Source organism: Burkholderia sp. 9777_1386 (genome assembly GCF_015712265.1).
Classification (GTDB): domain Bacteria; phylum Pseudomonadota; class Gammaproteobacteria; order Burkholderiales; family Burkholderiaceae; genus Burkholderia; species Burkholderia cenocepacia.
The window spans coordinates 1-25,072 of the sequence record NZ_JACCQB010000030.1; the positions used below are offsets into that span (position 1 = coordinate 1).

The following is a 25,072-nucleotide window of genomic DNA, read 5'->3' on the forward strand; positions in this document are numbered from 1 at the left end:
GAGCTGTGATTCGAGCTTAACGGCTCGCAGGAGACACAAGCTGTGCCGTAGCCGCCAACCGGCAAAGCAGCGCGCCAAACGGCGCGCCACCACTGAAGTTTGAAGCAAATCGAAGATATAAGGAGACAGCCATGACGAATGGTGCGCAGTACCGCCCCGGACGGGCGTGGTCCATCGCGACGATGCTCGCGCTGATGATGCTGGTGAATTTTCTCGACAAGGTCGTGCTCGGCCTCGTGTCGGTGCCGATGATGCGCGACCTGCATCTGAGCCCGACGCAGTTCGGCGTGATCGGCGGCAGCCTCAACTGGCTGTTCGCGGTCGCGGCGGTCGCGGGCGGCATCGCCGCGAACCGCTGGCCCGCGAAATGGCTGCTGTTCGCGATGGCCGCCGCGTGGGCGCTGCTGCAATTGCCGATGCTGGTGGCCGGCTCGATCTGGGTCGTCATCGCGTGCCGCGTGCTGCTCGGCATCGGCGAAGGCCCCGCGTCGCCGGTTGCGACGCACGCGATCTACAAGTGGTTTCCCGATACGCGGCGCAACCTGCCCGTCGCGCTGCTGCACCAGGGCAGCGCGCTCGGCCTGCTGATCGCGGGGTTGTCGATTCCAGTCATCACGACGCACTGGGGCTGGCGCGCGAACTTCGCGGTGCTCGCGCTGCTCGGGGCCGTGTGGTGCATCGCGTGGGCGGTGCTCGGCGAGGAGGGCACGCTGGCGCGGGCGCCGCGCGCGGCGGGCGGCGACCGCGTGCCGTACGGCCGGCTGCTGACCGACCGCACGGTGCTCGGCAACTTCCTCGGCCACTTCGCGGCGAACTGGATTCTCGCGATGACGCTCACGTGGATGCCGACCTACCTGCAACTCGGGCTCGGCTTCGGGCCGCACGAGGCCGGCCGCATGTTCGCGCTGTTCGTCGCGGTCACGTCGCCGCTCAGCCTCGCGCTCGCATGGCTGTCACAGACCCTGCTCGCGCGCGGCATGCCGTCGCGCCACGGCCGCGGCACCTTCATCGCGATCACGCTGGCGGTTGCCGGCGCGATGCTGGCGATGCTGCCGGTGCCGGACGTCCCGCGCGCGGCCAAGCTCGTGCTGCTGACGCTCGGCAGCGGTCTCACCTTGACCATGTACTCGATCGGCCCCGCGATGCTCGCCGAAGTGACGCCGGACGCGCAGCGCGGCGGCGTGCTTGCGCTCAGCAACGGTTTCGCGTCGCTCGCGGGCCTGGGCGCGCCGGTCGTCACCGGGATGCTGATCGAGGGCGCCGGCGCGTCGGTCGCACACGGCTTCGAACAGGCCAGCCTCGTGTGCGGGGTCGTGCTGATCGCGTGCGGCGTGCTCGGCGCCTGGTGCCTCGATCCGCAGCGCTCGCTGCGGCGTCTCTCGGGCGAAGCGGCGCGCGCCGCTTCGCCGGTCGGCGCGTGCGGCCGCTAGCGCCGCGCATCGCATCGGTTTCGGCGTGCGGCCGGCTTGCCGGTCGGCGCGCCTTTCGACGGCAGGCAGTACCACGATACGCCGCGCAACGACGCGGCAGGAGGAGACATGAAGAAGATGATCGCGGCGACGCTGATCGGCGCGCTGTGTGCAAGCGCGCACGCGCAGTCGAGCGTGACGCTGTTCGGCCGGATCGGCGGCGGCGTGCGGTGGGTCAACGGGCTGCCGGGCGGCAGCCAGGTCGGCTTCAACAACAACATCATCGCGGGAAACGAGTTCGGCATCCGCGGCCGGGAGGATCTCGGCAACGGGCTCAAGGCGCTATTCGTGCTCGACGGCGCGTTCAACAGCGGCAACGGCGCGCTCAAGACGTCGGGCACGCTGTTTTCGCAGGCGGCGTATGTCGGCCTCGCCGGCGATTTCGGCCGCCTGACGCTCGGCCGCCAGTTCAACGTCGCGGAGGATCTCGGCATCGCGCTCGATCCGCTCGGCGGGCGCGGGCAGTCGCTCGCGGTCGAGCCGGGCGTGCTGTTCGACGGCAACTTCTTCACGCTCGATTCGCGTTTCAACAACACGATCAAGTATCTCGGGCAGGTGGGCGGGCTGCGCTTCGGCGCGAACTATTCGCCGGGCGGCGTCGCCGGCCGCTCGCATGCGGGCACCAGCTATTCGACGGCCGCGATGTATACGTATTCGGACCTGATGGGCGGCGTGTCGTACGCGAAGACGTACAGCCCCGACGGCTCGCAATCCGCGCAGACGATCCAGGCGGGCGGCACGCTGCAACTCGGCCGCGCGCGCTTCTACCTGAGCTATGCGTCGCTGAACGTGCGCGCGAACAAGGCCGGCGCGCCGTCGCGACGCGACGATATCCCGTCGTTCGGCGTCGTCGTTCAGCCGCTGCCGTCGGTGCAGTTGAGCGCGGCCGCGTTCTACGATCGCGCGCGCAATCTCGGCAACGTGTCGGGCGCGGACGGCCACAAGCTGACGACCTACGCGATCGCCGAGTATTTCCTGTCGAAGCGCACCGAGCTGTATGTCGAAGTCGATCGCAACGGGATGACGGGCGCGTACATGCGCGATCCGGCGACGATCGCGGCGCTGAACCTGCGGCGCGGCGCGAGCGCGACGACCGGCGTGTCGATCGGGCTGATGACGCAGTTCTGAAGTCTTCCCTTCAACGATTTTCAGGAGCGTGATCCGATCATGCGTACTTCATCCAGAATGGCCGCGGGGCTGCTGACGGCAGCGTGCTGGACCCTCGCCGCCCATGCGCAGCCCGACGCCGCGAGCGCGGCGGTTCCGTCGTCATCGACTGCGATCGCACAGGAATCCGCGCAAGCGCAAGCGCCAGCACCAGCACCGGCGTCGGCCGGCGTGCCGCCCGCGCAGCGCAAGGCGGCCGACCGCAAGCTGAAGCGCCGCGTCAGCACCGCGCTCGCCCGCACGAAAAACCTGAACGCGACGCGCATCCTCGTGCGCGTGCGCGACGGCGGCGTGACGCTCGCGGGCTCGGTCACCGATACGGCCCAGGTGAATCTCGCCGCGGCGGTCGCGCGGCGCGTCGACGGCGTGACGTCGGTATCGAACCAGTTGCGCATCGACGGCCAGCAGCCGTGATGTCCGCGCGCATCCCGCGATCCTTTTCCACCAGGAGGCATGATCCGATGCAAATTCATCGACGCTTTACCCCGACCCGGCGAGGCCGCCGGCTGGCCTGCACCTTCGCGCTGGCCGGCGGGCTCGCGCTCGCGGCGACGGTCGCCGCCGCAACCGACGGCGTGGCGCCGACCGGCATGATGCAGGGCTTCCCGCCGCCGGCCGACCGGATCGTCGACAAGGCGAACGCGTTCACGCCGGCCCGGCTGCGCTGGGCGCTGAGCAACACGCGGCTGCTCGCGCCGACGGCCGGCATCCGGCATGCGGCCGCGCCGATGCCGCTCCCCGAGCAGCCGGCGCCCGGTCTCGACGCGCTGCCCGTGACGATCGGCGGCGAGACGCTGACGCTCGACGCGTACCTGCGTGCGACCCACACCGACGGCTTCATCGTGCTGCAGCGCGGCCGGGTCGTCTACGAGCGCTACTTCGACGGCTTCCGGCCCGACCAGCCGCACGCATGGGCGTCGATGACGAAATCGGTGACGGGGTTGCTCGCCGCGCAGATGATCGAATCCGGCGTGCTCGATGCGAATGCGCCGCTGTCGCGCACGGTGCCGGAGCTGGCCGACACGCCGTTCGGCGGCGCGACGCTGCAGCAGAACCTCGACATGGAAGTGCCCACCGCGTATGCGCCGGGCATCCCGCCCGATCTCGGGCTGTTCGGCGCGGTCGGGCTCGTGCCGCACCGCGAAGGCGCGCCGGCGAGCATCGCCGATTTCCTGCTGACCGTGCGGCGCGTGCCGGACGTCGCGCCGGGCAGCGCATGGTTCTACCAGAACGGGTCGCCGGAAGCCGTCTCGTGGGCGATGCAGCGCGCGACGGGGCAGTCGTGGAGCGCGCTGGTCGAGCGGTGGCTGTGGCGCGATTTCGCGGAAGACGATGCGTACGTCGCGGTGGACCGCAATGCGATGGCGATGGCAAGCGGCGGGCTGTACACGACGCTGCGCGACGCCGCGCGCTTCGCGGAACGCGTGCGCACCGGGCTCGCCGGCGCGCGCGGCACGCTGCCGGCCGCGACGATCCGCGCGGCATTGCAGCCGGCGCACAACGCGGCGCTGTTCGCGAAGGGCAACGTGGTGCCCGGCAAGGACGGCTACGCGTATCGCGACTACTGGTATCAGGTGAACGACGGTGATGGCTCGTTCGCGGCGGCGGGGCGCTTCGGGCAGGCGATCCTCGTCGATCCGAAAACCGCGCTGACGATCGTGAAGTTCTCGGCGTCGCCGGACTTCGCGCCGCGCGCACTCGATGCGCAGCGCGAGGCGACCCGGCCGCGCGCGGCGCTGGAGCGCGGCGATGCGCTGAGCGCGGTGGCGGAGAGGCTGCGGTAACGTTCCCGCGCCCCGTGCGCGGCTACCGCTCGATCTGCCGGTTCCAGCGCGTATCCCACTGCGCGCGGCGCGCGTTGATCGCGGTCCAGTCGACCACGGTCACCTTGCGCACCAGGTCGTCGACATTGCCGAGGCTCTGCTGCATCGTGGCGGGCATCTTCGCGAGACGGTTGGTCGGGATCTGCCTGCCGGCCTCGGCCGCCTTCGTCTGCGCGGGCGCGGACAGCAGGAATTGCGCGAGCTTCTGCGCCAGTTGCGGATCGGGGTTGTTCGCGACCACGCACAGGTCGACGAGCAGCAGCACCGGGCCTTCCTTCGGGTTCGCATATGCGACGGGGATGCCCTTGTCCTGCAGGTCGCCGACGCCGGTCGGCGTGAGCGGGAACAGGCCGGCTTCGCCCGTCTGCACCATCTCGGAGATCTTCGCCGAGTTCGGGATGTACTCGACGACGTTCGGCCCGACCGTGCTCGCCCACTTGCCGAAGCCGGGCTCGACGTTCTGTTCGTTGCCGCCGAGCAGCCGGTTGATCGCGAGGAAGCCGTGCAGCCCGAACGTGCTGCTCGACGCCGACTGGAACACGACCTTGCCCTTGTATTTCGGATCGGCGAAATCCATCCACGACGTCGGCGGCGCCCAGCCTTTCTCGGCGAACAGCTTCTTGTTGTACGCGATGCCGGTCATTCCGAGCTGTACGCCCGCGCCGACGTCGTCCTTCATCCGCGCGAACGGATACAGCTCCTTCAGCACCGGCGAATCGTCGAGTTTCTGGCATACGCCGAGGCTTACCGCGCGCGCCATCACGCCGTCGTCGAGGAACGCGACGTGGATCTGCGGCTTGTTCCGGTTCGCGAGCAGCTTCGCGAGCACGTCCGACGACGTGCCGGGCACGATCACCACCTTGACGTTGTTCGCTTTCTCGAAGTCGGGCAGCACCTGGCTCGTATAGGCCTTTTCCATCGGGCCGCCGTTCATGCCGACGTAGATCGTCTTCGTTTGCGCTAGCGCGGGCGCGCCGGCGCCTGCGATGCCGAGGGCGGCGGCCGCCGCGATCGTTCCGAGCAGTTTCATCAAAATTTACTCCTGTAAACCCCGGCCTTTCTCCCAAGGAGACTTCCTTTGGGGGGCGAGGAGTGAAAGGATTGCCGCTGACAGGCAGCTTCTTCCACGGGTTAAGGTCACCGGTATGGTTCTTGTCTACAGCTACCGGGTGAAGTCGCTCGACGGTTTGCTGAACGAGCCGCGTAGTGCACTACGTCTGGAACCTCTGCAGCGACACGCGAAAGCATGCGCTCGAGTGGAACAAGAGGTGATCGACGGATTTCGACTTGAATGGCCTGGTGTCGGCTACGAAACTCGCCAACACCAGATGACGAAAAGCGTCTGCGACGCGTTCTGGTCGTCTTGCCGGGACACGCTCTGCTACAAGCCGATTACGCACGGAGCCACGTTCAAGAAAGTCGAAGAAAGCGGTTCCACCCAGTCTTGCCCGGCGTGCGAATCGAAAGACAGCACGACGCGGCCGAAAGGTATCGCAGGACTGCGAATAAGAGAGTGAGCTTGCTGTAGATGTGGTGTCGCACATTATCGTGATACCAATGCTGCGCTGATCATTCTCCGATGCGGACGTGCATCGCCGGATGTGGGATTCCTTCGCCTTTAGGCGCCGGGGGACGTCAATTGTGGGGCTCCTCTTGACGGAAAGGGGCGGTCGGCGCGGCTTGGCGGAAAAAGCGGCCGATCGAGAATGCATCGAGTGGCGTGGCGGTTTCGCCGGTCGTGACGAGATCGGCGAGCACGTCGCCGACGCCCGGCGCGAGCAGGAAGCCGCCCCCGGAAAAGCCGAACGCGTGCAGCAGATTCGGCGTCGTGCGGCTCATGCCGATGATCGGGTTGTGGTCGGGCGTGCAGCCTTCGACGCCGCTCCACGTGCGGATCAGCAGCGCGTCGCGCAACGCGGGCAGCAGCGCGCACGCGTCGCGCATCACCGCGCGCGTCGTATCGACCGACGGCTGGCCGAATTCGCCGTCGCCGCGGCCGCGCCCGCCGCCGATCACGCAGTTGCCGCGCGCGACCTGGCGCGCGTACACGCCGCCGCCGTACACGCCGAGGTTGTGCGTGATGAATGGCGGCAACGGTTCGGTCACCCACATGTTCGGGTAGATCGGCTCCATCGGTACCGCTTCGCCAAAGCGTTCCGCGATCGTGTTCGCCCACGCGCCGGCCGAATTGACCAGCCACGTCGCGGTGTGCGCGCGGCCGCCCGCCTGCAAGTGAAAGCGCGTGCCATCGTGATGGACCGCGTCGACGGGCGTGTGCTCGAAGACGTCCGCGCCCGCCGCGCGGGCCGCGCGCGCGAACGCGGGCGACACGAGGCGCGGGTTGGCATGGCCATCGGTCTCGCACAGCGAGCCGCCGAGCGCCGCGCGGCCGAGCCACGGGTAGCGGCGGCGGAACGCATCGCCACGCATCACCTGCAGCGGCAAGCCGTGTGCGCCGGCGAGCGCCGCATACGCGTCGAGTGCGTCGAGATCGTCATGGCTGCGCGCGAGCCGCAAGTGGCCGGACACGACGAATTCGCCGTCGATGCCGATCAGCTCGGGCAGCCGATCCCAGATATGCCGCGCGCGCAGCGCGAGCGGCAGTTGCTCGGCCGGGCGGCCTTGGCAGCGTACGCCGCCGTAGTTCACGCCGCTCGCCTGCGCGCCGCAGTCGCGCCGTTCGAACAGCCCGACGCGCAGCCCGCGGCGTGTCAGCGCGAGCGCGGCCGACGCGCCGACGAGGCCGCCGCCGACGATCGCGACGTCGTAATGCCGGATCTCACTCATCGCGTGCCTCGTCGGGAATCGCCGCGACCTCGTCGCCCGCGAGCGCGGCCGAGATCGGGAACGGTTTCACCGGCGGTTGCGCACGCAACCGTCCGACGTCGGCGAGCGGGCGGCCGGTTTCGGCGGCGAGCACGAGCGCGGCCGCATCGCCGCACATGCGGCCCTGGCAGCGGCCCATGCCGACGCGCGTCAGCGCCTTCAGCCGGTTCAATTCGGTCGCCGCGCCGTCGCGCACGCAGCGGCGCAGCGTGCCCGCGTCGATCTCCTCGCAGCGGCACACGATCGTGTCGTCGGCGCAATGGGCAGCCTGTTCGGCCGGCGGCGCGAACGCCGTTTCGAGGCCGGCGCGGAATGCGCCAATGCGGGCGAGCGTGCGTTCGAGCGCGGCCGCGCCGGGTTTGGCGGACGGCGAGCGCGACGCGATGCCGGCGTCGTCGAGCAACGCGAGCGCCGCGCGCCGGCCCGATGCCTCGGCCGCGTCGGCGCCCGCGATGCCCGCGCCGTCGCCCGCCACGTAGAGGCCGCGCACCGACGTGCGTCCGGCCGCGTCGCGCTCGGGCAGCCAGGCGCGATTGAGCGGGTCGAATTCGAAGCGGCAGCCGGCGAGATCGGCGAGCTGCGTCTCGGAACGCAGGCCGAAGCCGAGGCCGAGCGCGTCGCAATCGAGTACGCGTGGCGACGCGGTTTGCCCATCGTCGCCGGCGGCGCGCCATGCGAGCCCCGTCACATGCCGGTCGCCGAGCACGCGCTCGAGCGTGACGCCCGTTTCGATCGCGACGCCATGCGCGCGCAGCCAGCCGATGATGTAGAGCCCCTTCGCGAAGATCGATGGCATGCGCAGCAACGCGGGCGCGGCAGCGGCCTGGCGGCGCAGGGGGCTCGTGTCGAGCACGGCCGCGACGTTCGCGCCGGCCTTCGCATACTGGTAGGCGACGAGGTAAAGCAGCGGCCCCGTGCCCGCGAGCACGATGCGCCGGCCGATCGCGCAGCCCTGCGCCTTCAGCGCGACCTGGGCGCCGCCGAGCGTATAGACGCCCGCGAGCGTCCAGCCCGGCACGGGCAGCATGCGGTCGGTCGCGCCGCTCGCGACGATCAGGTGCGAGTACGGCACCGTCACCTCGCGGCCGTCCTGCAGCGTGTCGACGCGGCCCGCGCCGCATGACCACGCGAGCGTGTTCGGCCGGTAGTCGACCTGCGGCAGCAGCGCGGCCATCGTCTGGTGCACGGCGTCGGCCTTCGCAGCCTCGAAACCGTACAGCGTGCGCTTGCCGCGCACGAATGCGGCGTCGGCCGGCGGTTGGCGGTAGATCTGCCCGCCCCAGCGCGCGTTCTCGTCGATCACGACCGGGTGCAGCCCCGCGTCGACCAGCGCCTCGGCCGCGCGCACGCCGGCCGGCCCCGCGCCGACGATCACCGGTTGCAGTACGGCGCTCACGATGCGTCTCCGGTCGCGGCCGGCCGGGCGGCCGTAAGAATCCGCATGCCGTCGGCGATCGGCGTCGAGCATGCGCGCACGCGTGCGCCGGCTTCGGTGCGCACCCAGCAGTCCTGGCAGGCGCCGATCAGGCAGAAACCCGCGCGCGGCTGGCCGCTGAATTCGCTGACGCGCACGCGACGCTGCGCGACCAGGATCGCGGTGAGCACGGTGTCGCCGGCGAGCGCCTGCGCGGGCCGGCCGTCGAGCACGAACGCGACGGGGGCGCGTTCGCGTTCGGCGACGCGCACGAACTGCGCGCCGTCGTCCGCGACGTGAGTGGAACGGGAAACGGGAGTCGTCATCAATGTTGGCCGATCAGGATGCGGTTCAGGCCGTACACGCGATCGAGCAGCAGCATCGCGCCGGCGGTGATGAAGATGACGAGCGCCGACACGGACGCCATCATCGGGTCGATCGATTCGGTCGCGTACATGTACATGCGCACGGGCAGCGTGACCGTCTGCGGCGACGTGACGAAGATCGACATCGTCAGCTCGTCGAAGCTGTTGATGAACGCGAGCAGCCAGCCGCCCGTGATGCCGGGCACGATCATCGGCAGCGTGATGCGGCGGAAGATCGTCCACGGGTCCGCGCCGAGCGAGCACGCGGCCTGCTCGATGCTGCGGTCGAGGCCGGCGACCGACGCGAGCACGAGGCGCATCACGAACGGCGTGATGACGATCATGTGCGCGAGCACGAGCCACGCGAACGAGCCGGTCGCGCCGATCAGCGCGAAGAAGCGCAGCAGCGCGATGCCGAGCACGAGGCCGGGAATCACGAGCGGCGACAGCAGCAGCCCGTTCAGGAACGCGCGGCCCGGAAACGTCGCGCGGCCGATCGCGAGGCCGGCCGGCAGCCCGATCGCGAGCGACAGCGTGGCCGACGCGAACGCGAGCTTCACGCTGTTGAAGAACGCGGTCACGAAGTCCGGATAGTCGAGGATCGCGCGGAACCAGCGCAGCGACACGCCGCGGGTCGGCAGCGTCAGCGTTTCGTCGGGCGTGAACGCGACGAGCACGACGATCACGAGCGGCGCGAGCACGAACAGGATCACGAGCGTGTGGAAGGCGAGGGCGAAGGGACCGTTCTTTCTCATCGCGATGCGCCTCCGAGGCTGCGCGCGTAGCGGCGTTCGAGCACGCGGTAGTAAGTGAGCATCACGACGAGGTTCGCGGCGAGCAGCAGCACCGCGATCGTCGCGCCGAGCGGCCAGTTCAGCGAGCCGAGGAACTCGTCGTAGACGGCCGTGGCCGCGACCTTCAGCCGTCGTCCGCCGAGCAGGCCCGGAATCGCGAACGCGCTCGCCGACAGCCCGAACACCATCAGGCTGCCCGACAGCACGCCCGGCATCAGTTGCGGCACGACGATGCGGCGCAGCGTCGTGAACGGCGACGCGCCGAGCGACAGCGCCGCGTGTTCGGTCTGCGGATCGAGCCGCTGCAGCGCGGTCCACACGGGAATCACCATGAACGGCAGCATCACGTGCACCAGTGCGATCACGATCGCGAAGGTCGTGTATTCGAGCTTGTACGGCCCGAGACCCACGAGCCCGAGCGCCTGGTTCACGAGCCCGCCGGTGTTCAGCAGCATGCTCCAGCCGAATGCGCGCACGACCACCGACACCAGCAGCGGCGCGAGGATCGCGAGCAGGAACAGCGAGCGCCACGGGTCGCGCATTTTCGACAGCACGTACGCTTCCGGCGTGCCGATCGCGACGCAGATCGCGGTGGTCAGCGCGGCGATCCCGAACGTGCGCGCGAAGATCGTGTGGAAATACGACGAGCCGAGCACTTCCGCGTAGTTGCCGAACTGGAACGCGGCGATCGGACCGGTGGCCGGGTCGAAGCGGTAGAACGTCAACACGAAGGTCATCGCGAGCGGCACGAGCACGAGCGCGGCGAAGAGTGCGAATGCGGGCGCGCACATCAGCCACAGCGGCGCATGGGCGCGCCAGCTCGCGCGTGTCGTGCGGGCCGGCTGCGTCGCGTGCGCGGCGGTGCGTGTCGGCACCGCGTCATGCGCACCCGATCGCGCGAGTCCGGCCGGTGCGACGTCGGTCGAGAGCGGGCGGGAAGGCGGTCGCATTCAGGCCTCCCGGCGCATCACGCGCACCGCGTCGCTGTGCCAGTCGATGCCGACCGGCGCGCCTTCCGCGAGCGGTTCCGCGCCTTCGTTCTGGCAGCACACGAGCACTTCGCCGAGCGCGCTGTCGACGCGGTACAGCCACTGGCTGCCGAGGAAGAACCGGCTCGTGACGGTCGCGGCGAAGCGGCCGGCGTCGGGCGCGCACAGCCGCAGCTTCTCCGGACGGATGCAGACCGACACCGCGTCGCCGACGCGCATGTCGCGCTCGCGCGGCGGCAGGTGCGCGGTGCGGCCCGTCTCGGCGAGATCGTGCCCGAGGTCGATGCGGATCGCGTCGCCGTCGTGCGCGACGATCGTGCCGGGCAACAGGTTTGCCTTGCCGATGAACTGCGACACGAAGCGGTTTTCCGGGCGCTCGTACGCACGGTACGGCGTATCGGTCTGCGTGATGCGGCCGGCTTCCATCACGACCACGCGGTCGCTGATCGACAGCGCTTCGGACTGATCGTGCGTGACCATGATCGTCGTCGTGCCGATCTTGCGCTGGATCGCGCGCAGCTCGAACTGCATCTCCTCGCGCAGCTTCGCGTCGAGGTTCGACATCGGTTCGTCGAGCAGCAGCACGGGCGGCTCGATCACGACCGCGCGCGCGATCGCCACGCGCTGCCGCTGGCCGCCCGACAATTCGCGCGGAAAGCGGTGCGCAAGCGCGTCGAGCCGTACGAGCGCCAGCGCCGCGCGGATGCGCTCCGCGCGCTCGGCCTTGTCGACGCCGCGCATGTCGAGGCCGAAGCCGACGTTCTCCGCGACGCTCATGTGCGGAAACAGCGCATAGCTCTGGAACACGATGCCGAGCCCGCGGCGGTTCGGCTTCAGGTGCGTGATGTCCTGCCCGTCGAGCGCGATGCGGCCGCGCGTGACGTCGACGAAGCCGGCGATCATCTGCAGCGTGGTGGTCTTGCCGCAACCGGACGGCCCGAGCAGCGACACGAATTCGCCCTGTTCGACCGACAGGTTGACGTCCGCGACGGCGGTGAGCGCGCCGAAGGTTTTCGTCAGATCCGTAAGCGTGAGAAACGACATGGAGAGCTCCGGTTCGCACACCGCGTGGCCGGTGCGCCGATGACGCGGACTCTAGCCAGCCATATTTCGGCGCGTCAATTTCGAATTCTGCTGAACGGGATGAATTTCGAAAAAATTCCGTTGAACGGAACGAACCGGCCGATCGCAGGCGAATCGTTCCGATGGATGAAGGGCGCCCGAGCCGCGAAACGCACGCGTCAATCCCGTGCACACCCGGATGTCAGCGGAATTTCGACCGGACGACAATGGCGGCTACCCTATTCCGTTCAATGAAATCGTCGAGGAGAGCCGGCATGCAGGAACCCCATTCGCCCGGAACGTCGCCGGCCGCGCGCACGCCGCGCCCGGACGAGGGCGTCGTCGACGCGGCAGATGCGGTCGAGTCGGCCGGCGCGCCCGGTACCGGCATGCTGCAGCGTGCGTTCGCGATCCTGCGCGCGCTGGCCGGCATGCAGCAGGACGGCGTGCGCGTCACGCATCTTGCGAAGGCCGTCGGCCTCACGCAGGGCACCGCGCACCGGATCCTGCAATCGCTGATCGCCGAAGGGATGGTCGAACAGGACGAGCAGTCGAAGCTGTACCGGCTGAGCGTCGACTTCTTCGCGCTCGCCGCGCAGGCCGGCAACCCGAGCAGCATGCGCACGCTGTGCCGTCCGGCGTTGCTGCGGCTGTGCGCGAGCCTCGGCGAGACGATCTTCCTGCTCGTGAAGAGCGGCTTCGACGCCGTGTGTCTCGACCTGTGCGAAGGGCCGTTTCCGATCCGCTCGTTTACCGGCGACATCGGCGGGCGCATCGCGCTCGGTGTGGGACAGGGCAGCCTCGCGATCCTCGCGTTCCTGCCCGAAGCCGAACGCGAGGAGGTGATCCGCTTCAACGTGCCGCGCATTCGCGGCTACGGCGTGCTCGACGAGGTGTATCTGCGCACCGAGATCGAACGCGTGCGGCAACTCGGCTACGCGGGCCGCAATAGCGGCGTGCTCGACGGGATGGCCGGCGTCGCGGTGCCGATCCTCGACCGCACCGGTTATCCGGTCGGCGCGCTGAGCGTCGGCACGCTCGCGTCGCGGCTCGGCGACGACCGGATGCCGATGGTCGTCGAACTGCTGCGACGCCAGGCCGACGCGATCGGCCCGCGCACCAATCCGTTCGACGCCGCGTTGCGGCGGCCGATGCACGGGCTATCGGGGAAAACCGTCTAGCGAGCGTCGCGCGTTGCCGTTTCATCGGCTTGCTTGCGCAAGCCATGCACGTCCGATCAAGGCGCGCAGGGTCCGGCGGACTCGCGCGCTTTCGTTTTTCTTGCGGGCTTGCGCGTGTGGCGCCGCGAGCGCGCGATACCGTTCGAATCGAATGGCGTTTTTCGAGGGTTATACGACCTTTGAGCCATTTACGTCCCGTTCCATACTTCACATGAGCGAGCAAGCCGGAGTCCGCACACAAACGCAATGACGCGTCGCATATCCGGCCTGATCAATCTCGACATGAAAAGGAACGGAAGATGCGACTCAAGAGCAAATCGGCATTGATCACGGGCGGCACCAGCGGCATTGGTCTGGCCACCGCGAAGCTGTTCATTTCAGAAGGCGCGCGCGTCGCGGTGACGGGGCGCGACGAGGCCGTATTCGAGCGGGTGAAGGCGGAGCTTGGCGAGCATGCGATCGTGCTCAAGGGCGACGTACGGTCGCTCGACGACATGCGCGCGATTGCAGCCGAGATCAACGACACGTTCGGCGGCCTCGATGTCGTGTTCGCCAACGCGGGCTGGGCGTTCCCGTCCGCCGTCGACGACATCGACGACACGCTCTACAACGACATCATGGACGTCAACGTCAAGGGCGTGGTGTTCACGCTTCAGGCGGCGCTGCCGTACTTGCGCGAAGGTTCGTCGGTGATCCTCAATACCTCGTTCGTCGCGCAGACCGGCAAGCATGGCATCTCGTTGACCGCCGCAGCGAAGGCCGCCGTGCGATCGCTGGCTCGCAGCTGGTCGTGCGAATTTCTCGACCGGAAGATCCGCTTCAACGCGATCGCGCCCGGCGCGATCGACACACCGCTGCTCTCGAAATGGGGCAAGCCCGCCGAATGGGTGCGCGCCCGCAAGGCCGAATTCGCCGAAGCGATTCCGGTGGGCCGCATGGGCAACGCGGACGACATCGCCTACGCCGCGCTCTATCTCGCCAGCGACGAATCGTCGTTCGTCGTCGGCACCGAGCTGGTCGTCGATGGCGGCGCGTCGCAGCTTTAAGCCCGTGCGTCACGTTTCCCGAGCCCGGTAGGTCGTCCCGGCGCGTTCCCCTCCCGATTTCACGTCCGCCGCGCGGTTCGCCGTGGCGGTTATTTCATCCGGCCCGGCGGGGTTGCGCTCGCCCATGGGCCGAAGTGCAAGGAGCAATCATCTTGACCGACAGTAGCGACAACCATGCGCCCACCGGGCCACTCACACGGGCAGGCCGTTCCCGCCGCGATGTCCTGAAGTTCGGCAGCGCCGCTACCCTCGGCGCCGTGCTGGGCGGCAGCGCGTTGCTCGGGCACGCCGCGCCTGCGCCGACACCGACAGGCAGCGCAGGGCTGCTTGCGCCGAACGAGCCGCTCGACATCCTGATCGTCAATTACGACGGCGGCACGCTGCTCGACTTCGCGGGCCCCAGCGAAATCTTTCACCGGCTGCCGAATACGAACGTTCGCTACGCGAGCCTCGATGGCGGCAACGTGACGCTCGAATTCGGCGTCGTGTACGGGAAGACCGAGCGATTGGCCGATATCGACAAGACCGACGTGATCCTCGTGCCCGGCGGGTCCGATTTGTCGGCGCCGATGCGTCCGGCGTATCAGGCGCAGATCCGGCGTCTGGCGGAAAGGGCGAAACACGTGACGTCGGTGTGCAACGGCTCGCTCGTGCTCGCCGCGACGGGCGTGCTCGAGGGCAAGCGCAGCGCGTGCCATTGGGCGTTCGTCAACAAGCTGGCCGAATACGGCGCGATTCCCGTTCCCGACCGCTTCGTCGAAGACGACAACGGCCGCTTCATGAGCGGTGGCGGCGTGACGGCGGGCATCGACTTCGCGCTGCGCGTGGCGGCGAAGCTGCGCGGCCAGCCGGCCGCCGAATACACGCAACTCGTGATCGAATACGATCCCGCTCCGCCGTTCCACTCCGGTCATCCGAGCGATGCACGGCCCGAACTCGTCGCGATGGTCGACAAGAAGCTGCCGGGCGCATCGAAGGGCCTCGCACGCATCCCCGGCGTTCGCTGACACGTTTGCCGGCGACCCGTGCAGGGTTGCCTGCCTCTTCAATTCAAACCCTATTCGGAAATCACTCGATGCGACAGATCCATCCGTGTACGGCTGCGTTTGCAGCCTGCGTGTCCTTTTTCGCACTCGCGACGCCGGCGCTCGCCGCAGGTTCGCAACGCCCGCCCGCGGCGGCCATCAAGGCCGAAAACGCGCGATGGGCGGATGCCTTTGCGCGAGGGGATTACGACGCGATCGGCCGCCTCTATACCGACGACGGCGCGCTCTTGCCGCCGGGAGGCGATAAAGTCACGGGCCGCCGCGCGATCACCGAGTACTTCACCAACGGGTATGCCGGATCGAAACCCGGCACTGTATCGTTCAGCCATTACGAGTTCTACGGCAATGAGCGGGTCGTGACGGAGGTGTCGGATGCGGAGGTTCGCGACGGTGATGGAAAGCTGAAGGTCCGCGCCAAGCAGACGCTCGTCTTTCTGAAGCAGGGCGGCGTGTGGAAGCTGCATCGCGACATGTGGAACGCTTACCCGCCGGTCAAGGATTGACGATCGTCGACGTCCGGCGAAAGGACGCGCGACGTGCCCACGCGCCCATCGCCGGTTAGCGGGAAGCGGGCCACGCAGCGCGCTGATCGGCAGCGCTCGATCAGCGCGCTGCGTTCGTTCTGCTCTCGCGTCGAATCGCTTGCGGCGGATGCCCGTGCAGCTTGATGAACGCTCGGCGCATCCGTTCGGGATCGGTGAATCCCACCGCCAGCGCAATCTGTTCGATCGGTTCGCTGCCGCCCTGCAGGCGCAGCCTTGCGGCTTCGACGCGCAAACGCTCGACGGCCCGCGCCGGCGTTTCACCGGTTTCCCGGCGAAACGCGCGGCCGAACTGTCGCACGCTCAGGCTGGCGGCATCGGCGAGCCGTTCGACCGGCAACGCTTCGGCCAGATGTTCGCGGGCGAAATTCAGCGCAATGCGGATGCGATCCGATTCCGGCTCCATCTGCGACATCGCGGAGAATTGCGACTGCCCGCCGGGCCGCCGATACGGAACGACCAGCAGCCGCGAGACCTCGCGCGCGATCTCCGCGCTGATGTCCCGTTCGATCATGCCGAGCGCCAGGTCGATGCCGGAGGCAATACCCGCCGACGTCCAGACGCGGCCATCGACGACATAGATGCTGTCGCCGTCGACCCGCGTGCGAGGGAAACGCGACTGCAATTGCGCCGCGTATCGCCAGTGCGTCGCGGCTCTCAAACCGTCCAGCGAGCCGGTTTCGGCAAGCAGGAACGCGCCCGTGCACACGCTTGCCACCCGCGACGCCTTGGCGGCCAGTTTTTTGGCCGCGGCGATATTGTCCGAGGTCTGCATCGGCGCGATATCGCCGCCGACGAACACGACGGTGTCGAACGCGCGTCTTCCGATCGGCTTCGTGTCGATCGAAAGGCCGGTATTGCCGGGAATCGGGCCGCCGGTTGGCGAGATGACGTGAAGCGCGTAGGGCGTATGGCCGGCGGCCGTGGCCACCTGATTGAAGGCCGACAGCGGGCCGCCAAGATCGAGCGCGTCGTAGCCACGGCAAACGAAAAATCCAATGCGATGCATCACGAAGCCATTGATCGAGAACCCCGGAATGGCGAATTCTACCGGGAACCCTCGAATTGTGTCGTTTGACTCGAAACGAGGGAAAACCGTTGTTTACGCCGCCGTCGATCAACTGTATTCGTTTGCGCCGTGCTGATGCGATGCCGACGGAAAGCGATGCTCAGCGACGGTAGATGAACTCGAGATCGGTCGATGCGCCGACCTTGAAATCGTACGTGCCGACCCGCTTGAAGCCGGCCTTCTCGTAGAACGCGATGGCCTTCGCATTGCCGGACCACACGCCCAGCCATACCGGGCCGGGGCGCGTCGCGGCGAGATACTCGAGCGCGGCGTCGAACAACGCGCGTCCGGCGCCGGTTCCCTGCGTGCCGCGGCGCAGATAGATCTGATGGATCTCGCCTGAACCGTCCGCCACTTCCGGGTGCGGAAGCTTGCACGGCCCCGCGTGCGCATACCCGACCAGCGTGCCGTCGTCGCCTTCCGCGACCCACGTCCGGCACTGCGGGTCGCCGAGCTGTTCGGTGATCGCGGCAACCGAGTAGGTGCGGGCCTCGTACTCGGCCAGATCGTTCGGCGGATAGTCGATGCCGAAGCCGTCCTGCAGAAAGGTTTCGCGAAACGTATCGCGTTTCAGTTCGGCAAGCGGTATGGCATCGGCCAGGGTCGCAACGCGGATCAACATGGCGCTTCTCTCGGTTCGGTATCGGGCCGACAGTTTATCCCGGGTGATGTCGAGCAGCCGCTTCGTCGCCTGCCCACCGGCGACCGCCGCACTCGGACGCACGGCGGCCTCGTTCACGTCGACATCGGCAGGCCGCGCAACATCGCTTCCGGTCGGGCAGCGATGTTGCGCGCGGTCGTGCAGGCGGCTTCCCGATGCGGGAAAAAGCGCCGATTTTGCAGCGCAGCGAAAGGCGCCGACGCTTGCCTGACCGGGCCTCCGTAACCAGCCGAAACTGCCAGCACGGCAATCATGCGGATGCCGATGGTTGACCGCCGTCGGACATGCTAGGATTTCCGTCAAACAACTCCGGAGACTGCGATGCCGTTCATCTGCGAAAACGTTGAATGTCGTGCCGTGCTGGCTCGCGGGCAGGTCAGGCACCATCAGGAGGGCGCCGGCTGGTGCTTCTACTGCCCGGACTGCAACACCAGAAACGAGTTGATGAACATCGGCACGCTCAGCGGCCCTGTCGAGCTGGTTCAGCCCGAGCGGGCGAGCCCGCCGCACAAGGTGGTCGCGACGGCCAGGCCGCTGGACGACGGCCGATACGCGGCGCAGTTGAGCGTCCAGCGGGCGCTCGCCGTGAAAGGCACCTACGCGGCCGAGGAGCACTGGGATCAGTTAGGCGTATTCGGCGACGCGCAGGAAGCCGTCGCGCACGCGAAGTCGTTCGCCACGGACCTGCTGCAGCGCGCCGCGTAGCCGGCGCTTTTCCGTGAACGAACAAAGGGGCGTCGCGCATTCGTGCGCGACGCCCCTTTACGTTTTTCGCGCGCGTTCGTCAGTGGTGGATATCGAACGACGAGGTCTGCCTCGTGATCCGCCGATACGTGTCGTCCTGAATCAGGCTCCCGGGAAAGCGAGTGAGGTCACGCGGCCGGCGCCTGCGTTGCGCGGGCCCGTTCGCGCGCCGCGACGAGTTCCCTGATCCGCGCGCGGTCGGCCGGCGTCGCCGGCGTGAAGATCACGAGGCTCAGGTCCGGGCGGCCGGTAACCGAGAACGTCGAATGTTCGAGCGCGATCCGGCCGGCTCGCGGATGGCGGATCTCCTTCGTGGCTTCTTCGTGCGTACGGATATCGTGGTCGCGCCACATCGCGTCGAATTCGGCGCTGGTCGCGCGCATCTCGTCGACGAACGCCTGCACGGCCTGCGTCGCGCCGCTGCGCGCGACGTCCGCACGAAACCCGCCAACCGCGAACCGCGCGACGCGCTCCCAGTCCGACTGGGCATGGCGCACGCCCGCGTCGACGAAGATCAGCCGCAGGATGTTGCGCGCGGCCGGCGGGAGCGTCGCATAGTCGGTGAGCGTCGCGGCCGCCGCGTCGTTCCACGCGGCGACGTCCCACGTCGCGGTGCGGATGATCGCGGGGCTCGCGTCGAGCGAATCGAGCACGTGCTGCAGGCGCGGCGTCACGCCGGCCGGCGCGTGATAGCGTACCTCGGGCGGGTGGCCGAGGCCGATCAGGAACAGGTGCTCGCGTTCGGCCTCGTTGAGCATCAGCGCGCGGGCGAGCCGGTCGAGCACGTCGGCCGACGGCGCGCCGCCGCGCCCCTGTTCGAGCCACGTGTACCACGCGACGCTCACGTGCGCGCGCTGCGCGACTTCCTCGCGCCGCAGGCCCGGCGTGCGGCGGCGCGTGGCCGGCAGCCCGAGCGCGGCCGGGTCGAGTTTTTCGCGGCGGTCCCGCAGGTATGCGCCGAGCAGGTTGTCGGGGGCGTCAGCCATATCCTGTTAGTTCGTTTACCAGTAAACCGTCACGACTTCACCGCGAGCGGCGCTCGACAGATAGTAAGCCTCCATTTCATCCGGAGGTGCTGAACATGCGTGTCTTTGTTACGGGAGCGTCGGGCTTCGTCGGCTCGGCCGTCGTGGCCGAACTCGTGGCCGCCGGCCACTCGGTGCTGGGGCTCGCGCGCTCCGACGCGGCCGCGGCGTCGGTTGCCGCGGCCGGCGCCGACGTCCATCGCGGGTCGCTCGAGGATCTCGACAGCCTCACGCGCGGCGCCGAAGCCGCCGATGCGGTGATCCACACGGGATTCAATCACGACTTCTCGCGTTTTGCGCAGAACTGCGAACTCGACCGCCGCGCGATCGAGACGATCGGTGCGGCGCTCGTCGGTTCGGCGCGGCCGCTGATCGTCACGTCGGGCCTTGCGCTCGTCGCGCCCGGCCGCGCGGCGACGGAGGACGATCCGCACGTGCCGGTGTCGGAAAATTATCCGCGTGCGTCCGAAGCGACGGCGGTCGCGCTCGAAGCGCGCGGCGTGCACGCGTCGGTCGTCCGGCTGCCGCCGTCCGTGCACGGCGACGGCGATCACGCGTTCGTGCCGCACCTGATTGCGTTCGCGAGGGAGAAGGGCGTGTCGGCGTACGTCGGCGACGGCGCGAACCGCTGGCCGGCCGTGCACCGGCTCGACGCGGCGCGCGTGTATCGGCTCGCGATCGAGCGCGGCGCAGCCGGCGCGCGCTATCACGCGGTCGACGATACGGGCGTGCCGTTCCGCGCGATCGCCGAGGTGATCGGGCGGCGGCTGAACGTGCCGGTCGTCGCGAAGTCGGCGGCGGAAGCCGGCGAGCACTTCGGCTGGTTCGCGAGATTTGCGGGGATGGATGCGCCCGCAACCAGCGAGCGCACGCGGGCATCGCTCGGCTGGGCGCCGACGCAGCCGAAGTTGCTGGCCGATATCGACCGGCCGCGGTATTTCGAAAGCTGACGAGCGGCGCGCGCCGCTCGCCATGGGTGCGGCTCGGACAGCCGCTCACACCGTGACGACGATCTTCCCGACCTGCGCACCGGCTTCCATGTAGCGGTGCGCGTCCACGATGTCGTCGAACGCGAACGTGCGATCGATCCGCGGCTTCAGCGTGCCGGCCGCGAGCCCGTCGACGATGAAGCGCTTCGCGCGTTCGAGCCGCCGCGCATCGCCGGTGATCTCGAACAGCTCGTAGCCGCGCAGCGTAAGGTGGCGCGCGAGCAGGTCCATCACCGGCACCGGGATGTCGCGCGTATCGAGCGCGCCGTACTGGAAGAACGTGCCGTGGGTGGCCAGCGCGCGCAGCAGGTTCGCCGCGTCGGGGCCGCCGACCGGATCGAACGCGAGGCGCGCGCCGATGCCGCCCGTGAGTTCCGCCACTTGCCGCGGCAGGTCGGCGGGGCTGCCGACGATCACGTGCTTCGCGCCGGCGTCGAGCAGCGCCTGGCGCTTCGCTTCGCCGCGCGTCAGCGCGATCGGCACCGCGCCGACCTGGTTCGCGACCTGGATCGCGGCCTGCCCGACGCTGCTCGACGCGGCGCCGATCAGCACCGCGTCGCCGCGCTCGAGCCCGCCGAGTTCGATCAGCGCGCCGTAGGCCGTCACGAACATCATCCATGTCGCGGCCGCCTCCTCGAACGACAGGCTGTCCGGATGCTTGACGACCGCATGCGCGGGCACGTTGACCACCTCGCCGTACATCCCGTAGTCGGCGAACGAGAACGCCGGCACGACGCTCACCGCGTCGCCTTCCGCGAATGCCGTCACGTTGCGGCCGACCGCCGCGACGATACCCGACGCCTCGTAGCCGAGCGATGCCGGAAAGCGCGGCATGAACGTGTATTCGCCGCGGCGGAACATGACTTCCGCGCGATTGACGCCGATCGCCTTCACGCGCAGCTGGATGTCGTCGGGGCCCGGCGCGGGCACGTCGACGGTGTCGATCTGCAGGACGTCGGGGCCGCCGATGCGGTGGAAACGGACGATGCGGGTCATGGAGCGCTCCTTCGATGAACGGGTGTCGATGAAGCCGCATCGTAGGCGGGCGCCCGCACCAGATAAACGCGCGGCCGGATCATTGATTGTTATTTGACGAATAACAATCGACGCGAATCCGTGCTACGCCGGATAACGTCGCGCGAACAGCTCGGTCAGCCAGTCGATGAACGCGCGCACCTTGTCGGGCAGATGCGCGCGGTTCGGGTACAGCACCGACACCGGCTTCGGCACGGCCGGCACGCCGGGCAGCAGCTCGACCAGCTGGCCCGAGTCGATGCTCGGCTGCAGCGCGGGCCGCAACGCGTGCACGATGCCGAGACCGGCGAGCCCGCACGACAGCAATGCTTCCGAGTTGTCGGTGAGCAGGCTGCTCGCGAGCTTCACCGCGACGGTGTCGCCGTGCGGGCGGAACGTCCATTCGAGCACGCGGCGGTTGCGGCCGGTGAAGAAGTTGATCGCGCGATGCATCCGCAGATCGTCGAGCGTACGCGGCAAGCCGTGACGCGCGATATAGGCCGGCGACGCGCACGTGGCCATCGGCACCGCGCCGACGGTGCGCGCGACCATGCTCGAGTCCTTCAGCGTCCCGACCCGCACCACGCAGTCGATGCCTTCGCCGATCAGGTCGGCCGGCTGGTCGCTCGCGCCGAGCACGAGCTCGATCTGCGGATAGCGCTGCTGGAAGTCGGGCAGCGCCGGAATCACGACCGTCTTCGCGAGCGCGAGGGCGACGTCGATCCGCAGCCGGCCCTTCGGCACCGTGCGTTGCTTCGGGAACGACGCGAACGCATCGTCGATGCTGCCGAGCAACTGCACGCAGCGCGCATGGAATGCCTCGCCTTCGGCCGTCACGCTGACGCGGCGCGTGCTGCGGTTCAGCAGCCGCACGCCGAGCTCCTGTTCGAGCTGCTGCACGGCTTTGGTGACGGCCGGCCGATGCAACTGCAGCGCGTCGGCGGCCTGCGTGAAGTTGCCGCGTTCGACGATCTGTACGTAGATCTGCATCGTTTGCAGACGGTCCATGGCGTTCCCGGATGGCGTGGCGAGCGGCCATCTTCGCACACCGCCGGCGCCCGGTGCGCGGCCGCCCGCCTGCGGCGCGTCATTCGACCGGATGCAGATCCTGCAGCAGCGTCGGCACCAGCTCCGACACGGTCGGGTGGATATGCATCGCGCGGCTGATCGTCGTGTACGGCGCGCCGGCGGTCATCACGTCGAGGATCCCGTGCACGACTTCGTCGCCGGTCACGCCGAGGATCGACGCGCCGAGGATCGCATGGCTGTCCGCGTCGACGATCACCTTCATGAAGCCCTGGCTTTCGCCCTTCTCGACCGCCCGGCCGACACGCGTCATCGGGCGCGTGCCGACCAGCAGCCGGCGGCCCGTCTGCTTCGCTTCCGCGAGCGTCATCCCGACGCGGCCGAGCGGCGGGTCGATGTACATCGCGTAGGCCATGATCCGGTCGGACACCTTGCGCGGATCGTCGTCGAGCAGGTTGGCCGCGACGATCTCGTAGTCGTTGTACGAAGTGTGCGTGAACGCGCCGCGCCCGTTGCAGTCGCCGAGCGCCCAGATGCCGGGCACGTTGGTGCGCAACTGGTCGTCGACGGTGATGTAGCCGCGCGCGTCGGTGTCGACGCCCGCGCGGTCGAGCCCGAGATCGTCGGTGTTCGGCACGCGCCCGACCGCGAGCAGCAGGTGCGAACCCGCGACCTCGCGGCCGCCGCCCGCGCAGTCGAGGCCGACCACGATGCCGTCGCCGTCGCGGCGCGCGCTCAGGCAGTTCGCGTCGAGCTGCACGTCGATCCCTTCCTTTTCGAGGATCTCGCGCACGGCCTGCGAGACGTCTTCGTCCTCGCGGCGGATCAGGCGTGAGCCTTTCTCGATGATCGTGACCCTGGAGCCGAAGCGCCGGTACATCTGGCCGAATTCGAGCCCGACGTAGCTGCCGCCGACGATCACCAGATGATCGGGCAGGAAGTCGACGTCCATCATCGTCGAGTTGGTCAGGTACGGCACCGAGTCGAGGCCCGGCATCGCGGGCACCTGCGCGCGTCCGCCGACGTTGATGAAGATGCGTTCGGCTTCGAGTACGTCATCGCCCACGCGCACCGCGTTCGGGCGTTCGAACCGGGCATGACCCTGAAAGACGGTCGTGTTGTCGAGGCCGCGCACCCATTGCTCGACGCCGTGGTTCGAGCGGCCGGAAATCTGGTCCTTGCGCGCCTTCACGGCTTTCATGTCGACGGTGACGGGGCCGCCGACCGACACGCCGTACTCGCCGGCGCGCCGTGCGAGCTGCGCGGCGTATGCGCTCGCGATCAGCGTCTTGGTCGGGATGCAGCCGGTGTTCACGCAAGTGCCGCCGAAGCGGCCGCGCTCGACGATCGCGACTTTCATGCCGGCGCCGGCGAGGCGCGCGGCGAGCGGCGGCCCGGCCTGGCCGGTGCCGATGACGATCGCATCGAAGTGTTGCGTCATGACGTCCTCCTGTGCGGGTGCAACGAGGAAAGGGGCGGGCGCAAGCCGCATGCCGTGCCGGCGGTCGCCCGCGGGCGACGAGCGCCTATGGTAGACCGGTTGGCCGGGGGCCGCGAGCGGCGCCCGGACGACGCGTCGTATTGAAAAACGGCACTGCCGCGGGCGGCGTCTAGTCCTTGCGCGTCCACTGCCCGAACGACACCGGCCGGTGCGCGTCGGCGCGCGTCACGGTGACGTGGTCGGGCTGGTCGTCGAGCGGAAACGATTCGGTGACGATCTGGCTCGAAAAGAGCCAGCCGTGCGTGCGCGGGTCGTAGCGGAACGTGACATAGTCGGTCCAGTGCTGGCCGCACGCGACGACGTTCTGCACGGTGAAATAGCGACCCTTCACCGCCAAGCCGTTGTCGCCCGCATCGTCGGGATCGAACGGATCGCATTGGCCGCCGTCGTTGGCGCGCAGCACGGCCTGGTCGTTGCGGGCCGCGAGCCGGTAGGTGCGGTCGGCTTGTTCCTCGTAGATCAGCAGCGGGCGCGGCGACGGCTGGTCGCGCGTATCGACCGCGCGATGCACGACCACCAGAAAGCTGTGCCGCTCGTTGTCGAGATCGGGGCCGGCGTGCGCGATCAACGGCTGGTAGCCGGCCGGCAGTTGCGCGGCGATCGATTTCGGCAGGCTGTCGGCGCGGGCGCCGAGCGGGAGCGCGGCGAGCAGCGGGAGCAGCAGGGCAGCAAGGCGAAGAGCGCGCATGGCGGGCGGTCCGGTCGAAAGGAGAAAAGGGGATCAGTCGCGCGGCGTTACAGATCGCGCCCGAGAAAGTCCGTGCCCGGCACCGGATTGAACGCGACGGGCGGCGCGGGCGTGAAGCCGAGCGACGCATACAGTTGCCGGGCGGCGACGAATTCGGGCAGCACGTCGACGCACATGCGCGCGTAACCGGCCGCCTTCGCGTCGTGCAGCAGCCGTTCGACGAGCTGGCGGCCGACGTTCAGCCCGCGCGCCTCGGGCCGTACGTACACGCGCTTCATCTCGCAGGTCGCCGCGTCGATTTCGCGGAACGCCGCGCAGCCGACCACGCGCTCGCCGCGCCACGCGAGCAGCAGCCGTCCGCGCGGCGCCGCGTATTTCCCGGGCAGCGCGGCAATTTCGGGCTCGTAGTCCTGGAATTCAAGGCTGACGGTCGGGCTCGCGACGTACTCGCGAAAGATCCCTTCGACGGCGGCGGCATCGTCGGGATAGCGGGCGGCGCGGATCTCGATCATGAGTGGCGCGTGATGACGGGAAAGAGGGCCAGCATAGCAGCGCACCGCCGCTTTCGGCGATGCGCGAAGCGTGCCAGAATCAGCGGCTCGACCGTCGGAAACGACACGCAGGCGCCGGC

The 25,072-nt window shown here is 68.8% G+C and carries 25 protein-coding genes and 1 pseudogene; 11 read left to right on the forward strand and 15 right to left on the reverse strand.

The genetic code is table 11. From position 1 onward, the window contains the following. The first annotated feature begins 131 nt into the window (after positions 1-131). The 4 genes from H0X91_RS21360 (at position 132) to H0X91_RS21375 (ending at position 4,420) form a co-directional block, all read left to right on the forward strand. Positions 132-1,430: an MFS transporter gene (locus tag H0X91_RS21360; RefSeq protein ID WP_058902764.1), complete on the forward strand. Its 1,299-nt coding sequence runs from the start codon at positions 132-134 to the stop codon at positions 1,428-1,430. Between the two features lie 108 nt (positions 1,431-1,538). After that, positions 1,539-2,597 carry a porin gene (locus tag H0X91_RS21365; RefSeq protein ID WP_058902765.1) on the forward strand — a complete coding sequence of 353 codons (1,059 nt, stop codon included), beginning with the start codon at positions 1,539-1,541 and terminating at the stop codon, positions 2,595-2,597. Between the two features lie 39 nt (positions 2,598-2,636). Further along, on the forward strand, positions 2,637-3,050 hold the full coding sequence (locus tag H0X91_RS21370) for a BON domain-containing protein (protein ID WP_230877987.1): 414 nt from the start codon (positions 2,637-2,639) through the stop codon (positions 3,048-3,050). Positions 3,051-3,097: 47 nt separating this feature from the next. Continuing rightward, positions 3,098-4,420, forward strand: a complete 1,323-nt coding sequence (locus H0X91_RS21375; protein WP_196433318.1) for a serine hydrolase domain-containing protein — start codon at positions 3,098-3,100, stop codon at positions 4,418-4,420. A gap of 22 nt (positions 4,421-4,442) precedes the next feature. Here H0X91_RS21375 and H0X91_RS21380 read toward each other — a convergent pair whose 3' ends face one another. Beyond that, the gene (locus H0X91_RS21380) at positions 4,443-5,489 is read right to left on the reverse strand and encodes an ABC transporter substrate-binding protein (protein WP_124674664.1); all 1,047 of its coding nucleotides are present in this window, start codon (positions 5,487-5,489) and stop codon (positions 4,443-4,445) included. 263 nt (positions 5,490-5,752) lie between these two features. Here H0X91_RS21380 and H0X91_RS35000 point away from each other — a divergent pair. Beyond that, positions 5,753-6,081 (forward strand): annotated as a pseudogene (locus H0X91_RS35000) (zinc ribbon domain-containing protein); the annotation flags it as partial. A gap of 13 nt (positions 6,082-6,094) precedes the next feature. Here the strand turns inward: H0X91_RS35000 and H0X91_RS21385 are convergent. From H0X91_RS21385 to H0X91_RS21410, 6 genes are read right to left on the reverse strand one after another with little or no spacing between them, the layout of a single operon-like run. Continuing rightward, the gene (locus H0X91_RS21385; RefSeq protein WP_196433319.1) at positions 6,095-7,246 is read right to left on the reverse strand and encodes an NAD(P)/FAD-dependent oxidoreductase; all 1,152 of its coding nucleotides are present in this window, start codon (positions 7,244-7,246) and stop codon (positions 6,095-6,097) included. Continuing rightward, positions 7,239-8,681: an FAD/NAD(P)-dependent oxidoreductase gene (locus tag H0X91_RS21390; RefSeq protein WP_034202723.1), complete on the reverse strand. Its 1,443-nt coding sequence runs from the start codon at positions 8,679-8,681 to the stop codon at positions 7,239-7,241. The genes H0X91_RS21385 and H0X91_RS21390 overlap by 8 nt, the downstream gene beginning before the upstream one ends. Beyond that, positions 8,678-9,025 (reverse strand): (2Fe-2S)-binding protein, encoded by a 348-nt coding sequence (locus H0X91_RS21395; RefSeq protein ID WP_012493144.1) that lies wholly within the window; start codon positions 9,023-9,025, stop codon positions 8,678-8,680. The genes H0X91_RS21390 and H0X91_RS21395 overlap by 4 nt, the downstream gene beginning before the upstream one ends. Further along, positions 9,025-9,819 (reverse strand): ABC transporter permease, encoded by a 795-nt coding sequence (locus H0X91_RS21400; RefSeq protein WP_048988333.1) that lies wholly within the window; start codon positions 9,817-9,819, stop codon positions 9,025-9,027. Before H0X91_RS21400 ends, H0X91_RS21395 begins: the two co-directional genes overlap by 1 nt. Continuing rightward, positions 9,816-10,808: an ABC transporter permease gene (locus H0X91_RS21405; protein ID WP_058902769.1), complete on the reverse strand. Its 993-nt coding sequence runs from the start codon at positions 10,806-10,808 to the stop codon at positions 9,816-9,818. Before H0X91_RS21405 ends, H0X91_RS21400 begins: the two co-directional genes overlap by 4 nt. Continuing rightward, positions 10,809-11,891 carry an ABC transporter ATP-binding protein gene (locus H0X91_RS21410; protein WP_006485925.1) on the reverse strand — a complete coding sequence of 361 codons (1,083 nt, stop codon included), beginning with the start codon at positions 11,889-11,891 and terminating at the stop codon, positions 10,809-10,811. 293 nt (positions 11,892-12,184) lie between these two features. On the opposite strand from H0X91_RS21410, the gene H0X91_RS21415 reads away from it, so the two are divergent. From H0X91_RS21415 to H0X91_RS21430, 4 genes are all read left to right on the forward strand, one after another. Further along, entirely contained in the window at positions 12,185-13,090 is a 906-nt protein-coding gene (locus H0X91_RS21415) for an IclR family transcriptional regulator (RefSeq protein WP_034202722.1), read from the forward strand. A gap of 299 nt (positions 13,091-13,389) precedes the next feature. Continuing rightward, a complete protein-coding gene (locus tag H0X91_RS21420; RefSeq protein WP_059722449.1) occupies positions 13,390-14,136 on the forward strand; it encodes an SDR family oxidoreductase in 747 nt (248 codons plus the stop codon). A gap of 152 nt (positions 14,137-14,288) precedes the next feature. Beyond that, positions 14,289-15,143, forward strand: a complete 855-nt coding sequence (locus H0X91_RS21425; RefSeq protein WP_006485911.1) for a DJ-1/PfpI family protein — start codon at positions 14,289-14,291, stop codon at positions 15,141-15,143. Between the two features lie 68 nt (positions 15,144-15,211). Continuing rightward, on the forward strand, positions 15,212-15,685 hold the full coding sequence (locus tag H0X91_RS21430) for a YybH family protein (RefSeq protein ID WP_059722453.1): 474 nt from the start codon (positions 15,212-15,214) through the stop codon (positions 15,683-15,685). A 100-nt stretch (positions 15,686-15,785) separates the two neighbouring features. Here the strand turns inward: H0X91_RS21430 and H0X91_RS21435 are convergent, their stop codons facing one another. Continuing rightward, positions 15,786-16,733, reverse strand: coding sequence for a GlxA family transcriptional regulator (locus H0X91_RS21435; protein ID WP_077020883.1), 948 nt, complete (start codon positions 16,731-16,733; stop codon positions 15,786-15,788). A gap of 160 nt (positions 16,734-16,893) precedes the next feature. Further along, a complete protein-coding gene (locus H0X91_RS35005) occupies positions 16,894-17,757 on the reverse strand; it encodes a GNAT family N-acetyltransferase (RefSeq protein ID WP_230877989.1) in 864 nt (287 codons plus the stop codon). 18 nt (positions 17,758-17,775) lie between these two features. Between H0X91_RS35005 and H0X91_RS21445 the strand changes: the two genes are divergently transcribed. Then, a complete protein-coding gene (locus H0X91_RS21445) occupies positions 17,776-18,159 on the forward strand; it encodes a hypothetical protein (protein ID WP_011548356.1) in 384 nt (127 codons plus the stop codon). A gap of 167 nt (positions 18,160-18,326) precedes the next feature. On the opposite strand, the gene H0X91_RS21450 is transcribed toward H0X91_RS21445, so the two are convergent. Further along, complete coding sequence (locus H0X91_RS21450; RefSeq protein ID WP_006485907.1) at positions 18,327-19,184, reverse strand: helix-turn-helix transcriptional regulator; 858 nt, start codon at positions 19,182-19,184, stop codon at positions 18,327-18,329. A 95-nt stretch (positions 19,185-19,279) separates the two neighbouring features. Between H0X91_RS21450 and H0X91_RS21455 the strand changes: the two genes are divergently transcribed. Further along, on the forward strand, positions 19,280-20,173 hold the full coding sequence (locus tag H0X91_RS21455) for an SDR family oxidoreductase (RefSeq protein WP_196433320.1): 894 nt from the start codon (positions 19,280-19,282) through the stop codon (positions 20,171-20,173). A 45-nt stretch (positions 20,174-20,218) separates the two neighbouring features. On the opposite strand, the gene H0X91_RS21460 is transcribed toward H0X91_RS21455, so the two are convergent. The 5 genes from H0X91_RS21460 to H0X91_RS21480 all read right to left on the reverse strand — a co-directional run bounded on the left by H0X91_RS21460 (position 20,219) and on the right by H0X91_RS21480 (position 24,953). Further along, positions 20,219-21,208 (reverse strand): zinc-dependent alcohol dehydrogenase family protein, encoded by a 990-nt coding sequence (locus tag H0X91_RS21460; RefSeq protein ID WP_196433321.1) that lies wholly within the window; start codon positions 21,206-21,208, stop codon positions 20,219-20,221. 123 nt (positions 21,209-21,331) lie between these two features. Then, complete coding sequence (locus H0X91_RS21465) at positions 21,332-22,234, reverse strand: LysR family transcriptional regulator (RefSeq protein WP_196433322.1); 903 nt, start codon at positions 22,232-22,234, stop codon at positions 21,332-21,334. 79 nt (positions 22,235-22,313) lie between these two features. Next, complete coding sequence (locus tag H0X91_RS21470) at positions 22,314-23,693, reverse strand: FAD-containing oxidoreductase (RefSeq protein ID WP_006485924.1); 1,380 nt, start codon at positions 23,691-23,693, stop codon at positions 22,314-22,316. A 169-nt stretch (positions 23,694-23,862) separates the two neighbouring features. After that, complete coding sequence (locus H0X91_RS21475) at positions 23,863-24,441, reverse strand: hypothetical protein (protein WP_194131518.1); 579 nt, start codon at positions 24,439-24,441, stop codon at positions 23,863-23,865. Between the two features lie 47 nt (positions 24,442-24,488). Next, positions 24,489-24,953: a GNAT family N-acetyltransferase gene (locus H0X91_RS21480; protein WP_059722465.1), complete on the reverse strand. Its 465-nt coding sequence runs from the start codon at positions 24,951-24,953 to the stop codon at positions 24,489-24,491. Between the last annotated feature and the right edge of the window lie 119 nt (positions 24,954-25,072).

Coding starts and splice junctions, on each gene's coding strand:
- H0X91_RS21375 (WP_196433318.1), top strand. CDS start 3,098: ATGCAAATTCATCGACGCTTTACCCCGACCCGGCGAGGCCGCCGGCTG.
- H0X91_RS21420 (WP_059722449.1), top strand. CDS start 13,390: ATGCGACTCAAGAGCAAATCGGCATTGATCACGGGCGGCACCAGCGGC.
- H0X91_RS21480 (WP_059722465.1), bottom strand. CDS start 24,953: ATGATCGAGATCCGCGCCGCCCGCTATCCCGACGATGCCGCCGCCGTC.
- H0X91_RS21450 (WP_006485907.1), bottom strand. CDS start 19,184: ATGGCTGACGCCCCCGACAACCTGCTCGGCGCATACCTGCGGGACCGC.
- H0X91_RS21400 (WP_048988333.1), bottom strand. CDS start 9,819: ATGAGAAAGAACGGTCCCTTCGCCCTCGCCTTCCACACGCTCGTGATC.
- H0X91_RS21465 (WP_196433322.1), bottom strand. CDS start 22,234: ATGGACCGTCTGCAAACGATGCAGATCTACGTACAGATCGTCGAACGC.
- H0X91_RS21475 (WP_194131518.1), bottom strand. CDS start 24,441: ATGCGCGCTCTTCGCCTTGCTGCCCTGCTGCTCCCGCTGCTCGCCGCG.
- H0X91_RS21380 (WP_124674664.1), bottom strand. CDS start 5,489: ATGAAACTGCTCGGAACGATCGCGGCGGCCGCCGCCCTCGGCATCGCA.
- H0X91_RS21385 (WP_196433319.1), bottom strand. CDS start 7,246: ATGAGTGAGATCCGGCATTACGACGTCGCGATCGTCGGCGGCGGCCTC.
- H0X91_RS21470 (WP_006485924.1), bottom strand. CDS start 23,693: ATGACGCAACACTTCGATGCGATCGTCATCGGCACCGGCCAGGCCGGG.
- H0X91_RS21410 (WP_006485925.1), bottom strand. CDS start 11,891: ATGTCGTTTCTCACGCTTACGGATCTGACGAAAACCTTCGGCGCGCTC.
- H0X91_RS21395 (WP_012493144.1), bottom strand. CDS start 9,025: ATGACGACTCCCGTTTCCCGTTCCACTCACGTCGCGGACGACGGCGCG.
- H0X91_RS21360 (WP_058902764.1), top strand. CDS start 132: ATGACGAATGGTGCGCAGTACCGCCCCGGACGGGCGTGGTCCATCGCG.
- H0X91_RS21365 (WP_058902765.1), top strand. CDS start 1,539: ATGAAGAAGATGATCGCGGCGACGCTGATCGGCGCGCTGTGTGCAAGC.
- H0X91_RS21370 (WP_230877987.1), top strand. CDS start 2,637: ATGCGTACTTCATCCAGAATGGCCGCGGGGCTGCTGACGGCAGCGTGC.
- H0X91_RS21455 (WP_196433320.1), top strand. CDS start 19,280: ATGCGTGTCTTTGTTACGGGAGCGTCGGGCTTCGTCGGCTCGGCCGTC.
- H0X91_RS21445 (WP_011548356.1), top strand. CDS start 17,776: ATGCCGTTCATCTGCGAAAACGTTGAATGTCGTGCCGTGCTGGCTCGC.
- H0X91_RS21430 (WP_059722453.1), top strand. CDS start 15,212: ATGCGACAGATCCATCCGTGTACGGCTGCGTTTGCAGCCTGCGTGTCC.
- H0X91_RS21415 (WP_034202722.1), top strand. CDS start 12,185: ATGCAGGAACCCCATTCGCCCGGAACGTCGCCGGCCGCGCGCACGCCG.
- H0X91_RS21405 (WP_058902769.1), bottom strand. CDS start 10,808: ATGCGACCGCCTTCCCGCCCGCTCTCGACCGACGTCGCACCGGCCGGA.
- H0X91_RS21435 (WP_077020883.1), bottom strand. CDS start 16,733: ATGCATCGCATTGGATTTTTCGTTTGCCGTGGCTACGACGCGCTCGAT.
- H0X91_RS21460 (WP_196433321.1), bottom strand. CDS start 21,208: ATGACCCGCATCGTCCGTTTCCACCGCATCGGCGGCCCCGACGTCCTG.